The sequence below is a fragment of the Streptomyces sp. MUM 203J genome, assembly GCF_022414595.1.
GTDB lineage: Bacteria > Actinomycetota > Actinomycetes > Streptomycetales > Streptomycetaceae > Streptomyces.
The window spans coordinates 40,896-60,764 of sequence record NZ_JADWYO010000017.1; the positions used below are offsets into that span (position 1 = coordinate 40,896).

18 protein-coding genes and 1 tRNA gene are annotated in these 19,869 nt (G+C 71.9%); 13 read left to right on the forward strand and 6 right to left on the reverse strand.

Annotated features, from left to right (window positions below; all coding sequences use genetic code 11):
* Positions 1-2 precede the first annotated feature (2 nt).
* Genes I3F58_RS12030 through I3F58_RS12045 form a run of 4 tightly spaced genes read left to right on the forward strand, consistent with a single transcriptional unit; the run spans position 3 to position 5,729 of the window.
* Positions 3-1,619 (forward strand): carboxyl transferase domain-containing protein, encoded by a 1,617-nt coding sequence (locus tag I3F58_RS12030; protein ID WP_240108330.1) that lies wholly within the window; start codon positions 3-5, stop codon positions 1,617-1,619.
* A 23-nt stretch (positions 1,620-1,642) separates the two neighbouring features.
* Positions 1,643-3,628 (forward strand): biotin carboxylase N-terminal domain-containing protein, encoded by a 1,986-nt coding sequence (locus I3F58_RS12035; RefSeq protein ID WP_240108331.1) that lies wholly within the window; start codon positions 1,643-1,645, stop codon positions 3,626-3,628.
* Entirely contained in the window at positions 3,625-4,563 is a 939-nt protein-coding gene (locus tag I3F58_RS12040; RefSeq protein WP_240108332.1) for a hydroxymethylglutaryl-CoA lyase, read from the forward strand. The genes I3F58_RS12035 and I3F58_RS12040 overlap by 4 nt, the downstream gene beginning before the upstream one ends.
* A gap of 5 nt (positions 4,564-4,568) precedes the next feature.
* Positions 4,569-5,729: an acyl-CoA dehydrogenase family protein gene (locus I3F58_RS12045; RefSeq protein WP_240108333.1), complete on the forward strand. Its 1,161-nt coding sequence runs from the start codon at positions 4,569-4,571 to the stop codon at positions 5,727-5,729.
* 206 nt (positions 5,730-5,935) lie between these two features.
* On the opposite strand, the gene I3F58_RS12050 is transcribed toward I3F58_RS12045, so the two are convergent.
* Positions 5,936-6,400 carry a hypothetical protein gene (locus tag I3F58_RS12050; protein WP_240108334.1) on the reverse strand — a complete coding sequence of 155 codons (465 nt, stop codon included), beginning with the start codon at positions 6,398-6,400 and terminating at the stop codon, positions 5,936-5,938.
* Between the two features lie 132 nt (positions 6,401-6,532).
* Here I3F58_RS12050 and I3F58_RS12055 point away from each other — a divergent pair, with 132 nt between their 5' ends.
* The 5 genes from I3F58_RS12055 (at position 6,533) to glmS (ending at position 11,977) form a co-directional block, all read left to right on the forward strand.
* Entirely contained in the window at positions 6,533-7,582 is a 1,050-nt protein-coding gene (locus tag I3F58_RS12055; RefSeq protein WP_240108335.1) for an ABC transporter substrate-binding protein, read from the forward strand.
* Positions 7,583-7,587: 5 nt separating this feature from the next.
* Positions 7,588-8,439, forward strand: coding sequence for a siderophore-interacting protein (locus I3F58_RS12060; protein ID WP_374207956.1), 852 nt, complete (start codon positions 7,588-7,590; stop codon positions 8,437-8,439).
* 24 nt (positions 8,440-8,463) lie between these two features.
* Positions 8,464-9,744 carry a lysine N(6)-hydroxylase/L-ornithine N(5)-oxygenase family protein gene (locus tag I3F58_RS12065; protein ID WP_240108336.1) on the forward strand — a complete coding sequence of 427 codons (1,281 nt, stop codon included), beginning with the start codon at positions 8,464-8,466 and terminating at the stop codon, positions 9,742-9,744.
* Between the two features lie 84 nt (positions 9,745-9,828).
* Entirely contained in the window at positions 9,829-10,104 is a 276-nt protein-coding gene (locus I3F58_RS12070) for a hypothetical protein (RefSeq protein WP_240108337.1), read from the forward strand.
* A gap of 55 nt (positions 10,105-10,159) precedes the next feature.
* Positions 10,160-11,977: a glutamine--fructose-6-phosphate transaminase (isomerizing) gene (gene glmS, locus I3F58_RS12075; RefSeq protein WP_240108338.1), complete on the forward strand. Its 1,818-nt coding sequence runs from the start codon at positions 10,160-10,162 to the stop codon at positions 11,975-11,977.
* Positions 11,978-12,025: 48 nt separating this feature from the next.
* Here glmS and I3F58_RS12080 read toward each other — a convergent pair whose 3' ends face one another.
* The 5 genes from I3F58_RS12080 to I3F58_RS12100 form a co-directional block, all read right to left on the reverse strand.
* Positions 12,026-12,622, reverse strand: a complete 597-nt coding sequence (locus tag I3F58_RS12080; RefSeq protein WP_240108339.1) for a hypothetical protein — start codon at positions 12,620-12,622, stop codon at positions 12,026-12,028.
* A 263-nt stretch (positions 12,623-12,885) separates the two neighbouring features.
* Complete coding sequence (locus tag I3F58_RS12085; RefSeq protein ID WP_240108340.1) at positions 12,886-13,401, reverse strand: DinB family protein; 516 nt, start codon at positions 13,399-13,401, stop codon at positions 12,886-12,888.
* Between the two features lie 133 nt (positions 13,402-13,534).
* Positions 13,535-14,860: an alpha/beta hydrolase gene (locus I3F58_RS12090; protein ID WP_240108341.1), complete on the reverse strand. Its 1,326-nt coding sequence runs from the start codon at positions 14,858-14,860 to the stop codon at positions 13,535-13,537.
* Positions 14,861-14,987: 127 nt separating this feature from the next.
* The gene (locus tag I3F58_RS12095) at positions 14,988-15,557 is read right to left on the reverse strand and encodes a GPR1/FUN34/YaaH family transporter (protein ID WP_240108342.1); all 570 of its coding nucleotides are present in this window, start codon (positions 15,555-15,557) and stop codon (positions 14,988-14,990) included.
* 145 nt (positions 15,558-15,702) lie between these two features.
* Complete coding sequence (locus tag I3F58_RS12100) at positions 15,703-16,227, reverse strand: universal stress protein (protein ID WP_240108343.1); 525 nt, start codon at positions 16,225-16,227, stop codon at positions 15,703-15,705.
* A gap of 392 nt (positions 16,228-16,619) precedes the next feature.
* Between I3F58_RS12100 and I3F58_RS12105 the strand changes: the two genes are divergently transcribed.
* From I3F58_RS12105 to I3F58_RS12120, 4 genes are all read left to right on the forward strand, one after another.
* Positions 16,620-17,033 (forward strand): hypothetical protein, encoded by a 414-nt coding sequence (locus I3F58_RS12105; RefSeq protein WP_308354992.1) that lies wholly within the window; start codon positions 16,620-16,622, stop codon positions 17,031-17,033.
* Positions 17,034-17,526: 493 nt separating this feature from the next.
* Positions 17,527-18,741 carry a helix-turn-helix domain-containing protein gene (locus I3F58_RS12110; RefSeq protein ID WP_240108344.1) on the forward strand — a complete coding sequence of 405 codons (1,215 nt, stop codon included), beginning with the start codon at positions 17,527-17,529 and terminating at the stop codon, positions 18,739-18,741.
* 99 nt (positions 18,742-18,840) lie between these two features.
* Complete coding sequence (gene orn, locus I3F58_RS12115; protein ID WP_240108345.1) at positions 18,841-19,443, forward strand: oligoribonuclease; 603 nt, start codon at positions 18,841-18,843, stop codon at positions 19,441-19,443.
* 106 nt (positions 19,444-19,549) lie between these two features.
* A tRNA-His gene (locus I3F58_RS12120) sits at positions 19,550-19,622 on the forward strand.
* Positions 19,623-19,869 lie beyond the last annotated feature (247 nt).

The following is a 19,869-nucleotide window of genomic DNA, read 5'->3' on the forward strand; positions in this document are numbered from 1 at the left end:
CGATGCAGCAGGCACCTGTGCTGACGAGCGCGGCTGATCCCGCGTCGCCGGCCTGGCAGGCCAACGAGGCGGCCCACCGGGAGCTGGCCGACGACCTGCGGGCCCGGCTGGCCGCCGCCCGGCTGGGCGGCGGGGAGCGCGCCCGCGCCCGGCACACCGCGCGCGGCAAGCTGTTGCCGCGCGACCGCGTGGACGGCCTTCTGGACCCGGGCTCGCCGTTCCTGGAGCTGGCCCCGCTCGCCGCGAACGGGCTGTACGGCGACCAGGCACCCGCCGCCGGCGTCATCGCGGGCATCGGCAGGGTCAGCGGCCGCGAGGTCGTGGTGGTCGCCAACGACGCGACCGTCAAGGGCGGCACCTACTACCCGATGACGGTCAAGAAGCACCTGCGCGCGCAGGAGGTGGCCCTGGAGAACCGGCTGCCCTGCGTGTACCTGGTGGACTCGGGCGGCGCCTTCCTGCCGATGCAGGACGAGGTCTTCCCCGACCGTGAGCACTTCGGGCGGATCTTCTACAACCAGGCCCGCATGTCGGGCGCCGGGATCCCGCAGATCGCCGCAGTGCTCGGGTCCTGCACCGCCGGTGGCGCCTATGTGCCCGCCATGAGCGACGAGGCCGTGATCGTACGGAACCAGGGCACGATCTTCCTGGGGGGCCCGCCCCTGGTGAAGGCCGCGACCGGCGAGGTCGTCACCGCGGAGGAGCTGGGCGGCGGCGAGGTCCACTCCCGCACGTCGGGCGTCACCGACCACCTCGCGGAGGACGACGCCCACGCGCTGCGGATCGTCCGGAACATCGTCGCCACCCTCCCCGGGCGGCAGCCCCTCCCCTGGTCCGTCGAGCCCGTCGAGGAGCCGAAGGCCGACCCCGCCGGGCTGTACGGGGCCGTGCCGGTGGACTCGCGCACCCCGTACGACGTGCGCGAGGTCATCGCCCGGATCGTCGACGGCTCGCGCTTCTCCGAGTTCAAGTCCGAGTACGGGCAGACCCTCGTCACCGGTTTCGCCCGGATCCACGGCCACCCGGTGGGAGTCGTCGCCAACAACGGCATCCTGTTCTCCGAGTCCGCCCAGAAGGGCGCCCACTTCATCGAGCTGTGCGACCAGCGCGGCATCCCGCTGCTGTTCCTCCAGAACATCTCCGGGTTCATGGTGGGCCGCGACTACGAGGCGGGCGGCATCGCCAAACACGGGGCCAAGATGGTCACCGCCGTCGCCTGCACACGCGTGCCGAAGCTGACGGTCGTCGTCGGCGGCTCGTACGGCGCCGGCAACTACTCCATGTGCGGCCGGGCCTACAGCCCCCGCTTCCTGTGGATGTGGCCCAACGCCAAGATCTCCGTCATGGGCGGCGAGCAGGCCGCCTCCGTCCTCGCCACCGTCAAGCGCGACCAGCTCGAAGCGCGCGGCGAGGAGTGGCCGACGGACGAGGAAGAGACCTTCAAGGCACCGATCCGTCAGCAGTACGAAACCCAGGGCAGCGCCTACTTCGCCACCGCCCGCCTCTGGGACGACGGGGTGATCGACCCGATGGAGACCCGGCAGGTGCTGGGCCTGGCCCTGACCGCCTGCGCCAACGCGCCCCTGGGTGACCCCCAGTTCGGCGTCTTCCGGATGTGAGGGACCTGACGACCATGCCGACCATGTTCGACACCGTTCTGGTGGCCAACCGGGGCGAGATCGCCGTCCGGGTCATCCGCACCCTGCGCGCCCTGGGGATCCGGTCGGTCGCCGTGTTCAGCGACGCGGACGCCGGCGCCCGGCACGTCCGGGAGGCCGACACCGCCGTACGGATCGGCCCGCCCCCCGCCGCCGAGAGCTACCTGCGCACCGACCTCCTCCTGGACGCGGCCGCCAGGACCGGCGCCCAGGCCGTCCACCCCGGGTACGGGTTCCTCGCGGAGAACGCCGCGTTCGCGCGGGCCTGCGCCGACGCGGGGCTGGTCTTCATCGGGCCCCCGGCGGAGGCCATCGCCCTGATGGGCGACAAGATCCGCGCCAAGGAGACGGTACGGGCGGCCGGCGTGCCCGTCGTGCCCGGCTCGTCCGGCAGCGGGCTGAGCGACGCCGAACTGGCCGCCGCCGCACGCGAGATCGGCATGCCCGTGCTCCTGAAGCCCTCGGCGGGCGGCGGCGGCAAGGGCATGCGGCTCACCCGCGTGGAGTCGGCGCTGCCGGACGAGATCGCCGCCGCCCGGCGTGAGGCCCGGGCCTCCTTCGGTGACGACACACTGCTGGTGGAGCGGTGGATCGACCGGCCCCGGCACATCGAGATCCAGGTCCTGGCCGACGGCCACGGCAACGTGATCCACCTCGGTGAGCGCGAGTGCTCGCTCCAGCGGCGCCACCAGAAGATCATCGAGGAGGCCCCGAGCGTCCTCCTGGACGAGGAGACCCGCGCCGCCATGGGCGAGGCGGCCGTCCAGGCGGCCCGCTCCTGCGGCTACCGGGGCGCGGGCACGGTCGAGTTCATCGTCCCGGGCGGGGACCCCTCCTCGTACTACTTCATGGAGATGAACACCCGGCTCCAGGTCGAGCACCCGGTGACCGAGCTGATCACCGGCCTGGACCTGGTGGAGTGGCAGGTGCGGGTCGCGGCGGGCGAGGAACTGCCGTACGCACAGCAGGACATCACCCTCACCGGGCACGCCGTCGAGGCCCGCATCTGCGCCGAGGACCCGGCGCGCGGCTTCCTGCCCTCCGGCGGCACGGTCCTGTCGCTGCGGGAGCCGCAGGGCGCCGGTGTGCGGACGGACTCGGGGCTGAGCGAGGGCACCGAGGTGTCCAGCCTGTACGACCCCATGCTGTCGAAGGTCATCGTGCACGGCCCCGACCGCCCCACCGCCCTGCGCCGGCTGCGGGCCGCGCTCGCGGACACGGTCACCCTGGGCGTACCGACCAACGCCGGCTTCCTGCGGCGGCTGCTCGCGCACCCGTCGGTGGTGTCCGGGGACCTGGACACCGGTCTGGTGGAGCGAGAGGCCGACGGGCTGGTCGGCGGAGACGTGCCGCCCGAGGTGTACGAGGCGGCGGCAGCGGTACGGGAGGAGAGGCTGCGGCCCCGGCCGGACGCGGCAACAGGCTGGACGGACCCGTTCGCGGTGCCGAGCGGCTGGCGGATGGGCGGGGAGCCGCACCCGGTCGCCCACCACCTGCGGGTCGCGGGGCTCGAGGCCGTCGCCCACCGGCTCCGGGGCACGGCCCACCACGTCAGCTCCGACACGGTCACCGTCACGCTCGACGGCGTGACCCACACCTTCCACCGCGCAGGGAGCTGGCTGGGCCGGGACGGCGACAGCTGGAACGTCCAGGACCACGACCCGGTCGAGGCGTCCCTCACCCGTTCGGCGTACGCGGGTGCCGACTCGCTCACGGCGCCGATGCCCGGAACGGTCACGGTGGTGAAGGTGGCGGTCGGGGACGAGGTCACGGCCGGGCAGGGGCTGGTCGTGGTCGAGGCGATGAAGATGGAGCACGTCATCTCCGCGCCGCACGACGGCACGGTCGTCGGGCTGGACGTCACACCGGGGACGACGGTGGCCATGGACCAGGTGCTGGCGGTCGTGGAACCGCACGCGCCGCAGGACGCTCCGGAGGACACCGGGGCGAACGAGGAGGGCCGGGAATGACCGCGTCCGGACTGCCCATGACCGTGCCCTCCCCCGGCCTTCCCGCCCGGGTGCGGATCCACGAGGTGGGCCCGCGCGACGGGCTCCAGAACGAGCAGGGCACCGTCCCCACCGAGGTGAAGGCGGAGTTCATCCGCCGCCTGGCGGATGCGGGCCTGGACACGGTGGAGGCGACGAGCTTCGTGCACCCCAAGTGGGTGCCCCAACTGGCTGACGCGGAGGCCCTGTTCCCGCAGGTGCGCGAGCTGGGCGTGCGGCTGCCGGTCCTCGTCCCCAACGAGCGCGGTCTGGACCGGGCGCTGGCGCTGGGGGCCCGGGAGGTGGCGGTGTTCGCCAGCGCGACGGAGTCCTTCGCCAAGGCCAACCTGAACCGCACGGTGGACGAGTCCCTGGCGATGTTCGAGCCGGTGGTGACACGGGCGAAGGCGGAGGGCGTCAGCGTCCGCGGTTACCTGTCGATGTGCTTCGGGGACCCGTGGCAGGGCCCGGTCCCGGTGGAGCAGGTCGTCGGGGTCTGCCGCCGGCTGGCGGACATGGGCTGCGACGAACTCAGCCTGGGCGACACGATCGGCGTGGCGACACCGGGCCATGTGAAGGCCCTGCTGGCCGCGCTCGGCGCCGCGGGCATTCCCGCCTCGTCCCTGGCCGTCCACTTCCATGACACCTACGGCCAGGCACTGGCCAACACGTACGCGGCGCTGGAACACGGCGTGACCACGGTCGACGCGTCGGCCGGCGGGCTCGGCGGCTGCCCGTACGCGAGGTCCGCCACCGGCAACCTCGCCACCGAAGACCTCGTGTGGATGCTCCACGGCCTCGGCATCCAGACCGGGGTCGACCTCGGCCGGCTCACCGCCACGAGCGTGTGGCTGGCCGAACGGCTGGGCCGCCCCAGCCCCTCCCGTACCGTCCGTGCCCTCTCCCACAAGGAGTGACTCCCATGTCCCTGGACCACCGGCTCTCCGCCGAGCACGAGGAACTTCGCCGTACCGTCGAGGAGTTCGCGCACGACGTGGTGGCGCCGAAGATCGGCGACTTCTACGAGCGCCACGAGTTCCCGTACGAGATCGTGCGGGACATGGGGCGGATGGGCCTGTTCGGCCTGCCCTTCCCCGAGGAGTACGGCGGCATGGGCGGCGACTATCTGGCGCTCGGCATCGCACTGGAGGAGCTGGCGAGGGTCGACTCGTCGGTGGCGATCACCCTCGAAGCGGCGGTCTCGCTGGGAGCGATGCCGGTCTACCGCTTCGGCACGGAGGAACAGAAGCGGGAGTGGCTGCCGAGGCTCTGCTCCGGCGAGCTGCTCGGCGCCTTCGGCCTCACCGAACCGGACTGCGGCTCGGACGCGGGCGGGACGCGCACGACGGCGGTGCGGGACGGCGACGAGTGGGTGATCAACGGCACGAAGTGCTTCATCACCAACTCGGGCACGGACATCACCGGTCTGGTGACGGTCACGGCGGTGACGGGCCGCAAGGAGGACGGCCGCCCACTGATCTCCTCGATCATCGTCCCGTCGGGCACCCCGGGCTTCACGGTGGCGGAGCCGTACTCGAAGGTCGGCTGGAACGCCTCGGACACGCGTGAGCTGTCCTTCCAGGACGTGCGGGTCCCGGCCGCCAACCTCCTGGGCGAGGAGGGCCGGGGCTACGCCCAGTTCCTCCGCATCCTGGACGAGGGCCGGATCGCGATCGCGGCGCTCGCGACGGGCCTGGCCCAGGGCTGCGTCGACGAGTCGCTCACCTATGCGAAGGAACGTCACGCCTTCGGGAAGGCCATCGGGGAGTTCCAGGCCATCCAGTTCAAGCTGGCCGACATGGAGATGCGCGCCCACATGGCCCGCATCGGCTGGCGCGACGCGGCGTCCCGCCTGGTGAGCGGCGAACCGTTCAAGAAGGAGGCGGCGGTGGCCAAGCTGTACTCCTCCACGGTGGCCGTCGACAACGCCCGCGAGGCCACCCAGATCCACGGCGGCTACGGCTTCATGAACGAGTACCCGGTGGCCCGCATGTGGCGCGACTCCAAGATCCTGGAGATCGGAGAGGGCACCAGCGAGGTCCAGCGCATGCTCATCGCCCGCGAACTCGGCCTCCCGGCCTGACGCGGACGGCCGCCGTCGCACCAACCCCTGTGCTCCCGGGCCGGGAGCACAGGGGTTGGTGCGCCGCTGCGGCAGCGGTGCCGGCGCCACCCGAACGGCGGCGCGGCCCGCGTCTTCCCGGCCGCTCCCGGGGCACGGGACCGGCGGCGCGGCCGGCACGCGGACCGGCTTCCGGGCCACACGTCCGCTCTCCGGAACTCCGCGGTTCAGTGCGCCCCGGCGACAGGGGCCGCCGGCTCCGGCCGGCGCGTGCCTCTGCGTGCGCGCGGCCCGGTGTACAGCGCCGCGATCAGACAGCCCGAGGCGAGGGCCGCCGGACAGACGACGGTCGGGTTCACCCACGACGGGACGAGGCCGTACCCGGCGTTGCATCTGCTGTGCAGCGGGAACAGCCTTCGCGACTCCTCCAGGTGCGCCGACCAGAAGTCGTCGTCGAATTCCACGCCGTGCCAGTACTCACACGTCTCCTGCACGTCGAGCATGGGGGCGAGTGCGCCGTACGCCCAGACGACGGCCCCGGCGGCGGAGGTGGCCGCCATCCCGGTGAGACCCATGGGCCGGGCGAACATCAGACCATTGTGCAGCTTCGCGGAGACCACGAGCAGCACGGGGCCGGTCACCCCTATGCCGGTGAACAGGAGGAAGGCGGCCAAGAGGAGGGTGACTTCCATGCCCCGGGACCCCAGCGTGATCAACGCCCCTCACCGGTGACCACCGCCCCCCGAACAAGATCTGAGGTTAGGCTAACCTATCTTCAACCTTGCCCAAGGGCCGAAATCCGGCCGTACGAAAGCGATCCAGCCATGCCCCGCAGCGCCCGAGACAGCCACCACCTCACCCGTCGCGGTCTTCTCGCCGCCGGCGGCGCCCTCGGTCTGGGAGCCGCGCTCGCCGCCTGCGGGGGCGGGAGCAGCGGCAAGGACGGCAAGGACGGGGCGGACAAGGGCAACGGCAAGGCCTGGGCGTTCAAGGACGACCGCGGGATCACCGTCGAGGCCGGTGCCACGCCCAGGAACATCGTCGCGTTCACCGGCATGGCCGCCGCCCTGCACGACTTCGGCGTGGAGGTGAAGGGCGTGTTCGGCCCCACCAGGACCGCCGACGGCAAGCCCGACGTCCAGGCCGGCGACCTCGACGTGAACAAGGTCAAGATCCTCGGCAACATCCACGACGAGTTCAACGTCGAGGAGTACCTGAAGCTGGAGCCCGACGTCCTCATCACCGACATGTGGGAGAAGGACCAGCTCTGGTACGTCCCGGAGAAGTCCAAGGACAAGATCCTCAAGATCGCGGACACCGTCGCCCTGTGGGCCGCCGACCGCTCCATGCCCCGGGTGATCCAGCGCCATGCCGAGCTGGCCGAGAGCCTCGGTGCCGACGTCAAGGACAAGAAGGTCACCGACAGCAAGGAGCGGTTCGAGAAGGCCGCGGCCCGGCTGCGCGCCGCCGCCAAGGCCAAGCCCGGGATCCGGGTCCTCGTCGGCTCCGCCTACCAGGGCGCCGACGTCTTCTACGTCTCCGCCCCGGGCCGCCCCGCCGACACGCTCTACTTCAAGGAGCTGGGCGTCAACCTGGTCGAGCCCGACAAGGTGGACGCCTCCGGCTGGTACGAGCTGCTGAGCTGGGAGAACGTCGACAAGTACAAGGCCGACATCATCATGATGGACAACCGCACCTCGGCCGTCCCGCCCAAGGAACTGCTGGACACCAAGCCCACCTGGGGCCGCCTGCCCGCCGTCAGGGCCGGCCAGGTCATCCCGCGCGTCACCGAGCCCATCTACTCGTACGACAAGTGCGCCCCGATCCTGGAGTCCCTGGCGGAGGCGCTGGAGAAGGCCGAGAAGGTGGCCTGACCTCCATGGCCTCCCTCCCGTTCCGCTTCTTCCCCCTCCGGGTCGTGCGGACCCGGAGGCTCGGCCCCTCGCTGGTCCGGGTCACTCTCGGCGGCACCGGCGACGAGGACCTGAGCGGCTTCGTGTCCGGCGGCTACGACCAGAGCCTGTCGCTGTTCCTGCCGCACCCCGGGCAGCCGGAGCCCGTGCTGCCGCCCCTCGACGGCGACGACCTGCACGGGGTGCTGGGCGCCTGGCGGGCCATGCCGGACGGCGTCCGGGCGGTGATGCGCTCGTACACCGTGCGGGAGCAGCGCCGCGACCCGGCCGAGCTGGACGTCGACTTCGCCGTCCACGAGGACGGCGGGCCCGCCTGCCGCTGGGCGCTGCGGGCTGCGGAGGGCGACCGGATCACGGTGCTCGGCCCGGCCGTGGCCGACAACACGGGCGTGCGCTTCCGGCTCCCGGACGACGCCGACGAGCTGCTGCTCTGGGCCGACGAGACGGCGCTGCCCGCCGCCTCGGCCATCCTGGAGCGGCTGCCCGCCGGGCTGCGTGCCCAGGTCTGGCTGGAGGTCCCGCAGGCGGGCGACCGGCTGGAGGCACACACCGCCGCCGACGCGTCGATCACCTGGCTCGTACGGGACGGGCACACCCCGCCCGCCGTGGACGCCGTCCGCGCGGCGGAGGTCACCGGCTCGGCGCCCTATGTGTGGATCGCCGGCGAGTCGGGCACGGTCAAGACGCTGCGGCGGCACTTCGTGAACGAACGCGGGCTGGACCGCCGCCGGGTGACGTTCACCGGGTACTGGCGCAGGGGCCTGAGCGAGGACGCCCTGCGCGAGGCCCCGGCGAGCGGGAACGAGAACGGGACCTAGGACGGCCGTCACCGGGAGGGCACGTTGTCCACGCCTCAAGACCTCGACCTGATCGGTATCGGGCTGGGCCCCTTCAACCTGGGCCTGGCCTGCCTCGTCGAGCCGGTCGGGGAACTCGACGCGCTCTTCCTGGACGCCAAGCCGGACTTCGAGTGGCACTCCGGCATGTTCCTGGAGGGCGCGCACCTCCAGACGCCGTTCATGTCGGACCTGGTGACCCTGGCCGACCCGACCTCCCCGTACTCCTTCCTGAACTACCTGAAGCAGAAGGGGCGGCTGTACTCCTTCTACATCCGCGAGAACTTCTATCCGCTGCGCGCCGAGTACGAGGACTACTGCCGGTGGGCGGCGGCGCAGCTCGGCAGCGTCCGCTTCGGCACGACGGTGACCCGGGTCGGGTACGACTCCGCGGCCGAGGTGTACGAGGTCGGCACGGCCTGCGGCGAGACCTTGCGGGCACGGCACCTCGTCCTGGGCACCGGCACCCCGCCGTACGTCCCGGAGCCCTGCCGGGGGCTGGGCGGCGACCTCGTCCACACGTCCGGCTACCTGCCGAACCGGGACGCCCTGAAGGCGAAGGGCTCCGTCACGATCGTCGGCAGCGGGCAGAGCGCCGCCGAGATCTACCACGACCTGCTGTCCGCGATCGACGTCCACGGCTACCGGCTGAACTGGGTCACCCGCTCCCCGCGCTTCTTCCCGCTGGAGTACACCAAGCTCACCCTGGAGATGACCTCCCCGGAGTACGTCGACTACTTCCACGCCCTGCCCGAGGAAACCCGCTACCGGCTGGAGGCCGGACAGAAGGGCCTGTTCAAGGGCATCAACGGGGATCTGATCGACGCGATCTTCGACCTGCTCTACCAGAAGAGCGTCGAGACCGGCGGGCCGGTGCCGACCCGCCTGCTCACCAACTCGACGCTTGACTCCGCCTCCTACGACTCCGTGAGCGGTACCTACACGCTGGGGCTGCGCCAGGACGAACAGGGCAAGGACTTCGAGCTGCGCACCGAGGGCCTGGTCCTGGCCACCGGCTACCGGTACCGGGTGCCGGACTTCCTGGAGCCGGTGCGCGACCGCATCCGGTGGGACGGGCACGGGCGCTTCGACGTCGCCCGGAACTACTCGATCGACACGACGGGCCGGGGGATCTTCCTGCAGAACGCCGGGACGCACACCCACTCGATCACCTCGCCCGACCTGGGCATGGGGGCGTACCGCAACGCCTGCATCATCCGGGAGCTGCTGGGGACCGCGTACTACCCGGTGGAGAAGTCGATCGCCTTCCAGGACTTCTCGGTGTGACCTCAGCCCGTGATCTTGTGGGTCCCTGCCCGCAATCGGGCAGATTTCTTGCGCGGAGCGCCGCTCACCCCTCAATATCTACAGGTGCTCGAACGCCGCCCGTCGCATGACGACCTCATCGACCACCTGGTGCGCAGCACCGCGCTCCGGCGCGGTGAGGCCGCCCGGGTGGTGCTCGACGTGCTGGCGTACTTCGACGAGACGACCGAGGAGTTCGTCCGCCGCCGCCACCGCGAGCTGAAGGCGGCGGGGGCCGTGAACGCCGAGATCTTCGAGCGGATCGCGGCCGAGCTGCCGCACCGCGCCGTCGCGGCGCCGGAGCTCTCGCTCCGCCAGCTGCGACGGATGGTCTACGGCTGACAGCGTCGGGAACCACACGGGCACACTCGGCAAACCAGGAGGGGTTCACAACTCTATGTGCGGAATCGTCGGTTATATCGGTAAGCGTGATGTCGCGCCGCTGCTGCTGGAGGGCCTCCAGCGGCTGGAGTACCGCGGATACGACTCCGCGGGTGTCGTGATCACCAGCCCGAAGTCCGCCGGGCTGAAGATGGTCAAGGCCAAGGGCCGGGTCCGGGACCTGGAGGCCCGGATCCCCAAGCGCTTCACCGGCACCACCGGCATCGCCCACACCCGCTGGGCCACGCACGGCGCCCCCAGCGACGAGAACGCGCACCCCCACCTGTCGGAGGACGGCAGGGTCGCCGTCGTCCACAACGGCATCATCGACAACGCCACCGAGCTGCGCGCCAAGCTGGAGGCCGACGGGGTCGCCTTCGCCTCCGAGACCGACACCGAGGTCCTCACCCACCTGATCGCCCGCTCCCAGGCGGACACCCTGGAGGAGAAGGTCCGCCAGGCGGTGAAGCTGGTCGAGGGCACCTACGGCATCGCCGTCATGCACGCCGACTTCACCGACCGGATCGTGGTCGCCCGCAACGGCTCGCCGGTCGTGCTCGGCATCGGCGAGAAGGAGATGTTCGTCGCCTCCGACGTCGCCGCGCTGGTCGCCCACACCCGGCAGGTCGTCACGCTCGACGACGGCGAGATGGCCACCCTCAAGGCCGACGACTTCCGCACGTACACCACCGAGGGCTCGACCACGACCGCGACGCCGACCACCGTGGAGTGGGAGGCCGAGTCGTACGACATGGGCGGCCACGACACGTACATGCACAAGGAGATCACCGAGCAGGTCGACGCCGTGGACCGCGTGCTGCGCGGCCGGATCGACGACCGGTTCTCCACCGTGCACCTGGGCGGGCTGAACCTGGACGCCCGCGAGGCGCGCGGCATCCGCCGGGTGAAGATCCTCGGCTGCGGCACCTCGTACCACGCGGGTCTGATCGGCGCCGGGCTGATCGAGTCGCTGGCCCGGATCCCCGCCGACTCCGAGCCGGCCTCCGAGTTCCGCTACCGCAACCCGGTCGTGGACCCCGACACCCTGTACATCGCCGTCTCGCAGTCCGGTGAGACGTACGACGTGCTCGCCGCCGTGCAGGAGCTGAAGCGCAAGGGCGCGCGGGTGCTGGGCGTGGTGAACGTGGTCGGCTCGGCCATCGCCCGGGAGACCGACGGCGGTGTGTACGTGCACGCCGGGCCCGAGGTGTGCGTGGTGTCCACCAAGTGCTTCACCAACACGGTCGTGGCCTTCGCGCTGCTGGCGCTGCACCTGGGCCGGATCCGGGACCTGTCGGTGGCCGAGGGCCGGCGGATCATCGAGGGCCTGCGCAGGCTGCCGGAGCAGATCGCGGAGATCCTGCGGTCCGAGGCCGAGATCGAGAAGCTGGCGCACGAGTACGCCGAGGCCAGGTCGATGATGTTCATCGGCCGGGTGCGCGGCTACCCGGTGGCGCTGGAGGCCTCCCTGAAGCTCAAGGAGATCTCGTACATCCACGCCGAGGCGTACCCGGCGTCCGAGCTGAAGCACGGCCCGCTGGCACTGATCGAGCCGGCCATGCCGACCGTCGCGATCGTGCCGGACGACGAACTGCTGGAGAAGAACCGGGCCGCACTGGAGGAGATCAAGGCCCGCAGCGGCCGGATCCTGGCGGTCGCCCACCAGGAGCAGGAGAAGGCCGACCACACGATCGTCGTGCCGAAGAACGAGGACGAGCTCGACCCGATCCTCATGGGCATCCCGCTCCAGCTGTTCGCGTACCACACCGCCCTGGCGCTGGGCCGGGACATCGACAAGCCGCGGAACCTGGCGAAGTCCGTGACGGTGGAGTAGGCACCTGTGAGGCGGGGGCCCGGCCGGAAGGCCGGGCCCCCGCCCTTCTCAGTACTGGCGCAGCCGGTACTGGGTGCTGGTGCCCGAGGTGGAGCAGCCCAGGGTGCTCCGCGTGCCGGTGTAGGTGAATCCGGTCGGGACGGTGCAGGCCCACAGGCCGGTCTTCGGGGTGGCCAGCTTGTACTGGACGGCGGTACCGCTCGTGGAGCAGCCCAGGGTGCGCCGCACAGCGGTGTGGGTGAAGCCCTCCTTCGGCGCCGGACGGCACGCCCAGAGGCCGTCGGCAGGCCGGCGCAGCTGGTACTGGGCGGCGGTGCCGCTCCTGGAGCAGCCGAGGGTGGAGCGGACGGCGGTGTGCGTGAAACCGGGTGCCGTTCTGCACGCCCACAGCCCGTCGGCGGGCGGCTGGACGTAGTACTGGGAGCTGATGCCGCTCGTGGAGCAGCCGAGAGTGGAGCGGACCGAGGTGAAGACGTAGCCGGGCGGGACGGTGCAGGACCAGAAACCGGCGGAGGCGGACGTCGTGCCGGTTCCGGCCGTGGGTGCGCTCTCCGCGGCGGTGGCGGTCGGGGCGAGGGCGGTGGCCGTCGTCAGAACGGCGGCACCGGCGCCGAGCAGCAGGGCGCGCAGCTTCGATCGCAGCATGGGTGGGGCACTCCTCTGGTTGGTCGTCCTTCAGGCGTCGGGCAGAACCAACGGGTGGGGGGCCGGCCGGAGGTCTGACCCGTGCCCCGGCCGCCGCAGAGCGCGTGCCGCATGCTCGCAGCGGCCGGGGACACCGGCAAGTGCCCCGGACCACCCGGGCGCCTGATCCGGCCAACCGCCGCCGGGGCCGGTCCCGCGGATCATGTGCGCGGAACCGACCCGTACGGCCACGACGGTGACCGCGACGTGGAGGACATGCCTCGTCAGACGCCGGTCCGCCCGTCGACGAGCTCACGCACGATGTCGAGGTGACCGTTGTGGCGGGACGTCTCCTCGATGAGGTGGAGGATCACCCAGCGGAGGTCGACATGGCGGCCGTCGCTGATGGGACGCCTGGCCGTCGAGTCCAGCTCGTGGTCGGACACCAGACGGCGGTAGCGGGCGCTCTGTTCCTCGTACTCGGCGAGAAGCCGGGGCAACGGGATGTCGACGGCCGTCCGCATCTCCGGGTCGGGGTCGTCGTCGGTCGCCTCGGTGAGCGGTCCCTCGGGCTCCTCGCCCAGGAACACCACTTGGAACCAGTAGTGCTCGACCCACCGCAGGTGGCTGATCAGCCCGCACAGAGTCATCAGCGGTGAACTCGCGAGGGGGGCCTTGCGGGCGTCTTCGTCGGTCACGCCCTCACACTTGGCTCGGGCGGTGTCGCGCGCGTAGTCGAGGAAGGTGGCCAGCTGCGTACGCTCGTCCCATGCGGAAGGAGTGTCGGTTCGTTGAGTCATCGCGGGGAGTTTCCCGCAGCTCGGAACGGGTGTCGACTCAATTGACCGGAAGCCCCGTCACTTTCCGCGGCGGCGGCTGTGCTCGGGCAGGGCCCGGCCGGAACCGCCGGACGTCTCGGCAGCGTCCGGCGGATCATGCTCGGGGTCGAGCGGCCCGAGGCCGTGGCGGCAGGAGCGGCCGTTCTCGAAGCCGCACATGGCGGTCCGGCGATCCGGCTCTCACCTGATCCGCCGGGCGGGCCTGCTGCACGCCCGGCTCGTTGAAGTGCACCTCCGGGTACTCCGCCGTGGGCCCGTCCAGCAGCGGCTGGGGGCGGTGCCGGAGGTGGAGGCCGAAGAACGCGGCGGTGTAGGTGCGGGTGAGCTCCACGGAGCGGGCCGCGGCCGGCTCGGACGGCCCCCTGGACGGGATGCCGAGCTGCTCGTACAGCAGGGGCGCGTCGGAGAACGTGCTGTGGCTCGCTCCGGCCACGGTCAGCCAGCGCTTCCAGCCGTCCAGGTTCGACCAGGCCGCGCCCCAGGTCGCGTCCCAGCCGCCGGGCAGGTGGGCGCCGCCGTTGCCCTCGTGGGTGCCGAGCATCAGGAACGGCCGCCCGCCGAGGCCGCCTTCGGGCACCGGGTCGCCGAAGGCGCCGTCCATGTTGATACCCGCCTCGACCCGGTCGTCGTGGCGCATGACGGAGGCCGCGGCGGCCCCGCCGATGGAGTGCCCGGCCGCGCCGATCCGCTTGCGGTCGATGAGGGAGGGGCCGTGCCGCCAGGCGGGGCGGGGCCCGGTCAGCCGGTCGAGGACGAAGGACAGGTCGTGCGCCCGGTTGACGGTGGCCCTCCGCAAGTCCTCCTCCGTCTTCGCCAGGCCGCAGGCCACGCAGGTGAGGGTGCGGCCGCCGGGGAAGGCCACACCGGCGCCCTCGTAGGCGTGGTCGACCGCGGCGACGACATGGCCGCGGCTCGCGAGGTCCTCCGCGAGGGTGGTGAGCGTGTAGCGGGGCATGCCGAAGCCGGGCGACAGGACGACCAGCGGATACCGTCCGCGCCGGGGCCCGGCCCCGGGCACGCTGTGGGTCCGGGTGGCGGCCAGCCGCGCGGTCCTCTCGGGGTCGTGCACCCCGACGGCCGCCAGCAGTTCCCGTGCCTCCTCCGCGTCCATGTACGAGGCGGGGTCGCGCGAGGATTGACGGGCCGGGTAGGAGAGGTCGACCATCAGTTCGCGGGGCTGATCCGGCACCCAGGGATCCTGCCGTGTGCGGTCGACGAGGTGGAGCCGGTCCCGCCCGACGGCGAACGCCCCGGTGGGCCCGGGCAGGTCCAGGCCGGTGACGGCCATGTGGGCCGAGGTCCCGGCGGGGTCCTGTGCCGCGTGCGCGGCGGCCGGGACGGCGGCGGTGACGGCCAGGGAGAGCGCGAGGGCCGCAGTGACGGCGCGGCGGCGGACGCGGGGTCTGCGTGACGTCTTCATGTCCCCAACGCTAGAAGCGAGTTGTGCCTGAAGGCATCAGACCGTGGTCGCGACCACAGGGCGACCACGGTCTGACGCCCTCATCCCCCAGGGGCTTGACGGGGTCCGGGAGCGGAGTCCCCGGGGCTCAGCCCGCCGCGGGCGCCGCGTCGGCCCTCGCGCCGCGTCCCGCGAGGGTCGGCCAGCCGGCCAGCTCCGCCGTCGCGCCGTACCAGGCCGCGAGGCCCGCCACGGCCGCGACCCAGCCGCCGGCCTTGCCGAGCGCGGAGACGTCCGCGAACGACGCGACGGCCAGCAGCAGGAGTGCCAGGAACAGCAGCCCGTACACGCCCTGCCCGAGCAGCCCGCCGCCGCTCGCCGCGGCGGTCAGGGTGAGCGCCAGCAGCGCCCACAGCAGCAGGAACAGGCCCATGGCCTCGGCCGAGACCTGGGCGCCCGCGCCACTGCCCCAGGTGAACCAGAAGGCGCCGAGACCGGCGTAGGCGGTGCCGGTGCGGGTGTCGCCGCCGCGCAGGGCGAGAACGCCGCAGACGAAGAGGGCGACCCCGCCGACCCAGGTGGCGAGGGAGGAGGCGTCGGTGGCCCCGACGTTGGCGATGACCCCGGTGCTGCCGAGGCCGAAGGCGAGCAGGGTCAGTCCGAGCGCGAGCTGACCGAGCGTGGAGGTGCTGCTTCCCGCAGAGACGTCCTTGTCCACGGCGGGCTCCCTTCCTGTGCGGTTGTGCGCTGATTCCCAGCCAGGGAGATATACCCTTCACAAGCGCACAAACCACCTCGGGAAGGGCCCCGACCGTAAAATGAGGAAGGCGAGTTGACGGGGTCTCACCAGGGACAACGGGCGGTTACGGAATGACAACGACCGGGCGTTGCGCCCGCCGTGCGAGGCGCCCTGCGACGGATCCGAAAATGCGCCCCACGATGCCGTGGGTGGAGCCGACCACGATCGCGTCGGCAGAGTACTCGCGGCCGACCTCCTCCAGCTCGTGGCAGATGTCGCCACCGCGCTCGACGAGGATCCAGGGGACCTCGGAGAGGTGGTCCGCGCAGGCCAGCTCCAGACCGAGCACCTCGGTGCGGTGATCCGGCACGTCGACGAAGACGGGCGGTTCGCAGCCGGCCCACACGGTGGTGGGGAGCCGGTTCGCCACATGCACGATGATCAGGCCGGAGCCGGAGCGGCGCGCCATGCCGATCGCGTACGCGAGCGCGCGCTCGCTGGAGGTCGAGCCGTCGAAGCCGACGACGACGCCGTGCTGGAAAGCGGGGTCACAGGGATGGTGGCGCGTCTCGTCCGCCGCCACGGGGTCCACCGCCGAATCGGCGCCCCTCGCGCGGTCCGCGGGTTCAGGGAGTTCGTGACCGGCCATCGGTATCTCGGCGGGTAAGTCCTTGTGGGGAGGTACGGGCAACTTCGGGCGGCACGGAGCCGTGTCCGGGAATCATCTTCCCAACCCCATACCCCCAAGGGTACGGGGCCACTCCTCTCGTGCCCAGAGTCGCCCGGAGTACGCCACTGAGCACACGGCGTTCCGGAGCGGCGTTCCAGGGAGCATGCCCGAGCCCGCCGCGGATGGCAACGCCGGTTGCCCCTTACAGCCGCCCTCACGGCGTCCGCACGGCCGCCCCCGGCGGCGCACCGGACGCACACCCGGCGCCACGCAGGGTCACCCGCCCGGGCGGCCCGGGCAGTGACCGTGACGCGTGGGCGTCGTTGGCAGCGCGGTCCCCCGACCACCGCGCCAGCCCCAGGGAGCCGCCCGTGTCCGCCAGCCAGGCCACCGCCCCGAGCCCCACCGCGCCCACGGTCACGGCCACCGTGCCGAACCAGCACCCGCATCCGTACGCACGCGCCGCGGCAACTCCGGCCGCGCCGGGCCCCGCGCACGACACGGTGGGCGAGGTGGTCCGCTGGGCCGCCTTCAGCTGCGCCCTGGTCCCGGCCGTGCTGCTCGTGTACGGCACGTCGGCCGGCGCCGCGGCCACGACCGCGCTGGGGCTCGCCGCGGTGACGGCCGCCTGCCGGACGCTGCTGCGCCGTGCCGAGCGGACACCCGTACCGCTGACGCCCCCGCCCCCGGCGCCCTCCGCGGGCCCGGCGCGCGGGGCGGTGCCCGTTCCGCACCGCGGCCGGCACTCCCGCACCGGATCGGGAGCACACCGGGGCGGGCACTGAGGCATCGCGAAGGCGGACCCACCGCCGCGGCCGGCGAATCGCGGGTATGACACATCCGTGGGGCCGACACGTCGGCAGACCCCGGCACTTCGCGGGCACTGACGCGGACGGCTGACGGGTTCGCACACTCGCACCCATACATTTTCAGCCAACTTCGGTAACCCTTCCCCTTCATGCGGGAACGGCCTGCGAACCCCCTTGCCACCAGGAAGGAAAGGGCCGAAGAGGGCTCGCGCACCCTACGTGGTTGGGCCATGAGCGCCAGACGCACTTCCCTGCGGGGGGCCTCGGGTGAAACGCTTCGTGATCGAATGCTTCGCGCCAAGTTGCCTTGTCGACATAGTCCCGGATGCGGAACTTGTCACGCCGGCACCCCGGGACACAGTAGATTCGATCATGACTATCGGAGAACGGGGTCTCGTGCAAAACCGAGGGGAAACGTGCAGGAGCGACAGGACCTAGGAGACGCGAACACCGAGGGGGGCTTAGCGTCATGAGCCAGGACTCCGCCGCACCGGAGACCGGACGGAAACTGTCCGGACGCCGCCGTCGCGAGGTCGTCGCCGTCATGCTGTTCAGCGGCGGCCCCATCTTCGAGAGTTCCATCCCACTCTCGGTGTTCGGGATCGACCGCCAGGACGCCGGGGTGCCGCGCTATCGGCTGCTGGTCTGCGCGGGCGAGGACGGCCCGCTGCGCACGACCGGGGGAATGGAACTCTCCGCGCCGTACGGCCTGGAGGCAATCAGCAGAGCGGGCACCGTCGTCGTGCCGGCCTGGCGGTCGATCACCTCGCCACCACCGGCCGAGGCGCTCGACGCGCTGCGCCGCGCCCACGAGGAAGGCGCCCGTATCGTCGGCCTGTGCACCGGCGCCTTCGTGCTCGCCGCCGCCGGCTTACTGGACGGACGGCCCGCGACCACGCACTGGATGTACGCGCCGACGCTGGCGAAGCGCTATCCGTCGGTCCATGTGGACCCGCGGGAGCTGTTCGTCGACGACGGGGACGTGCTGACGTCAGCGGGCACGGCGGCCGGAATCGATCTCTGTCTGCACATCGTGCGGACCGACCACGGCGCGGAGGCGGCCGGGGCGCTGGCCCGCAGGCTCGTCGTCCCGCCACGCCGCACCGGAGGCCAGGAGCGTTACCTCGACCGGTCGTTGCCGGAGGAGATCGGCGCCGACCCGCTGGCCGAGGTCGTCGCGTGGGCGCTGGAGCACCTCCACGAACAGTTCGACGTGGAGACGCTGGCGGCGCGTGCCTACATGTCGCGGCGGACGTTCGACCGCCGCTTCCGCTCGCTGACCGGCAGCGCGCCGCTCCAGTGGCTGATCACCCAGCGGGTGCTCCAGGCGCAGCGGCTGCTGGAGACGTCCGACTACTCGGTGGACGAGGTCGCGGGGCGCTGCGGCTTCCGCTCGCCGGTTGCGCTGCGCGGGCACTTCCGGCGTCAGCTCGGCTCGTCGCCCGCGGCGTACCGGGCGGCCTACCGGGCACGACGGCCCCAGACCGACAGCGCGCCGCCGGTGTCCGACCCGGTGGTGCCGGCACAGGGCCAGGGCCCGGGCTCCGGTCTGCGGCGCCCCCCGGCGGGCGCGGGTGCCGCGTCCGCGCTGGGCGGCGGCGAGCCGGGCAAGCCGCACGGCGACGCGTTCCCGCCCGGCCGGGCGGCGGCGACCACGCTGCCGGGCCAGCGGAGCGCGCCGTAGGGCAGCACAGCCGATGACCGGCGGGACCGCCGGGAAGGGGAGCACGACCACGCCCCTTCCCGGCGGTCCTGTTTCGTACGGGCCCCTTAAGGTGGACGCATGAACGATCGCATGGTGTGGATCGACTGCGAGATGACCGGGCTCTCGCTGGAGGACGACGCACTTATCGAGGTGGCCGCACTGGTCACCGACTCGGAACTGAACGTGCTCGGCGAAGGTGTGGACATCGTGATCCGCCCGCCGGACCAGGCCCTGGAGACGATGCCGGACGTGGTGCGCGCCATGCACACCGCTTCCGGGCTCCTCGACGAGCTCGCGGGCGGCACCACCCTGGCCGACGCGGAGGCGCAGGTCATGGCGTATGTGCGCGAGCACGTCAAGGAGCCCGGCAAGGCCCCGCTGTGCGGGAACTCGGTGGGCACGGACCGCGGCTTTCTCTCGCGTGACATGCCCACGCTGGAGAAGTACCTGCACTACCGGATCGTGGACGTGTCGTCGGTGAAGGAGCTGGCGCGCCGCTGGTACCCGAGGGCGTACTTCAACAGCCCTGAGAAGAACGGCAACCACCGGGCGCTCTCCGACATCCGCGAGTCCATCGCGGAACTCCGCTACTACCGCGAGGCGGTCTTCGTCCCGCAGCCCGGCCCGGACTCCGACACGGCGAAGACCATCGCCGCGCGGCACGTCCTGCCCCCGCAGTAGAACCCCTCGGACCTGCCTCTCCCCCACCCCCGGGAAACGTGTGCGCGAGCACCCCCTCGGACCCTGTACACTTTTTCTCGGCCGGTCGGGAAAGAGACCGGTCGCGGTGGGTATAGCTCAGCTGGTAGAGCACCTGGTTGTGGTCCAGGATGTCGCGGGTTCGAGTCCCGTTACTCACCCTGATCGGGAAGGCCCGGTCCGTGAAAGCGGACCGGGCCTTCGTCGTATGCGCAGCAGTGCGGTGAGCGCGGCCCCGGCCGATCGGGGCCGGGGCCGACGCACGGCACGCCCTCTCGATACCGGCGCGAGGGCGTGGCCGCAGTGCTCGCTCGCGTCATCTCCCCTGCACGCAAGGGGAGTACCGGCACTCTTACGGCAGGCGGTGAACCGCTGGCGCATCTTCCACGGCCGTGAGCTGCGTGAGGT

Coding starts and splice junctions, on each gene's coding strand:
- I3F58_RS12030 (WP_240108330.1), top strand. CDS start 3: ATGCAGCAGGCACCTGTGCTGACGAGCGCGGCTGATCCCGCGTCGCCG.
- I3F58_RS12035 (WP_240108331.1), top strand. CDS start 1,643: ATGTTCGACACCGTTCTGGTGGCCAACCGGGGCGAGATCGCCGTCCGG.
- I3F58_RS12040 (WP_240108332.1), top strand. CDS start 3,625: ATGACCGCGTCCGGACTGCCCATGACCGTGCCCTCCCCCGGCCTTCCC.
- I3F58_RS12045 (WP_240108333.1), top strand. CDS start 4,569: ATGTCCCTGGACCACCGGCTCTCCGCCGAGCACGAGGAACTTCGCCGT.
- I3F58_RS12050 (WP_240108334.1), bottom strand. CDS start 6,400: ATGGAAGTCACCCTCCTCTTGGCCGCCTTCCTCCTGTTCACCGGCATA.
- I3F58_RS12055 (WP_240108335.1), top strand. CDS start 6,533: ATGCCCCGCAGCGCCCGAGACAGCCACCACCTCACCCGTCGCGGTCTT.
- I3F58_RS12060 (WP_374207956.1), top strand. CDS start 7,588: ATGGCCTCCCTCCCGTTCCGCTTCTTCCCCCTCCGGGTCGTGCGGACC.
- glmS (WP_240108338.1), top strand. CDS start 10,160: ATGTGCGGAATCGTCGGTTATATCGGTAAGCGTGATGTCGCGCCGCTG.
- I3F58_RS12080 (WP_240108339.1), bottom strand. CDS start 12,622: ATGCTGCGATCGAAGCTGCGCGCCCTGCTGCTCGGCGCCGGTGCCGCC.
- I3F58_RS12085 (WP_240108340.1), bottom strand. CDS start 13,401: ATGACTCAACGAACCGACACTCCTTCCGCATGGGACGAGCGTACGCAG.
- I3F58_RS12090 (WP_240108341.1), bottom strand. CDS start 14,860: ATGAAGACGTCACGCAGACCCCGCGTCCGCCGCCGCGCCGTCACTGCG.
- I3F58_RS12100 (WP_240108343.1), bottom strand. CDS start 16,227: ATGGCCGGTCACGAACTCCCTGAACCCGCGGACCGCGCGAGGGGCGCC.
- I3F58_RS12110 (WP_240108344.1), top strand. CDS start 17,527: ATGAGCCAGGACTCCGCCGCACCGGAGACCGGACGGAAACTGTCCGGA.
- orn (WP_240108345.1), top strand. CDS start 18,841: ATGAACGATCGCATGGTGTGGATCGACTGCGAGATGACCGGGCTCTCG.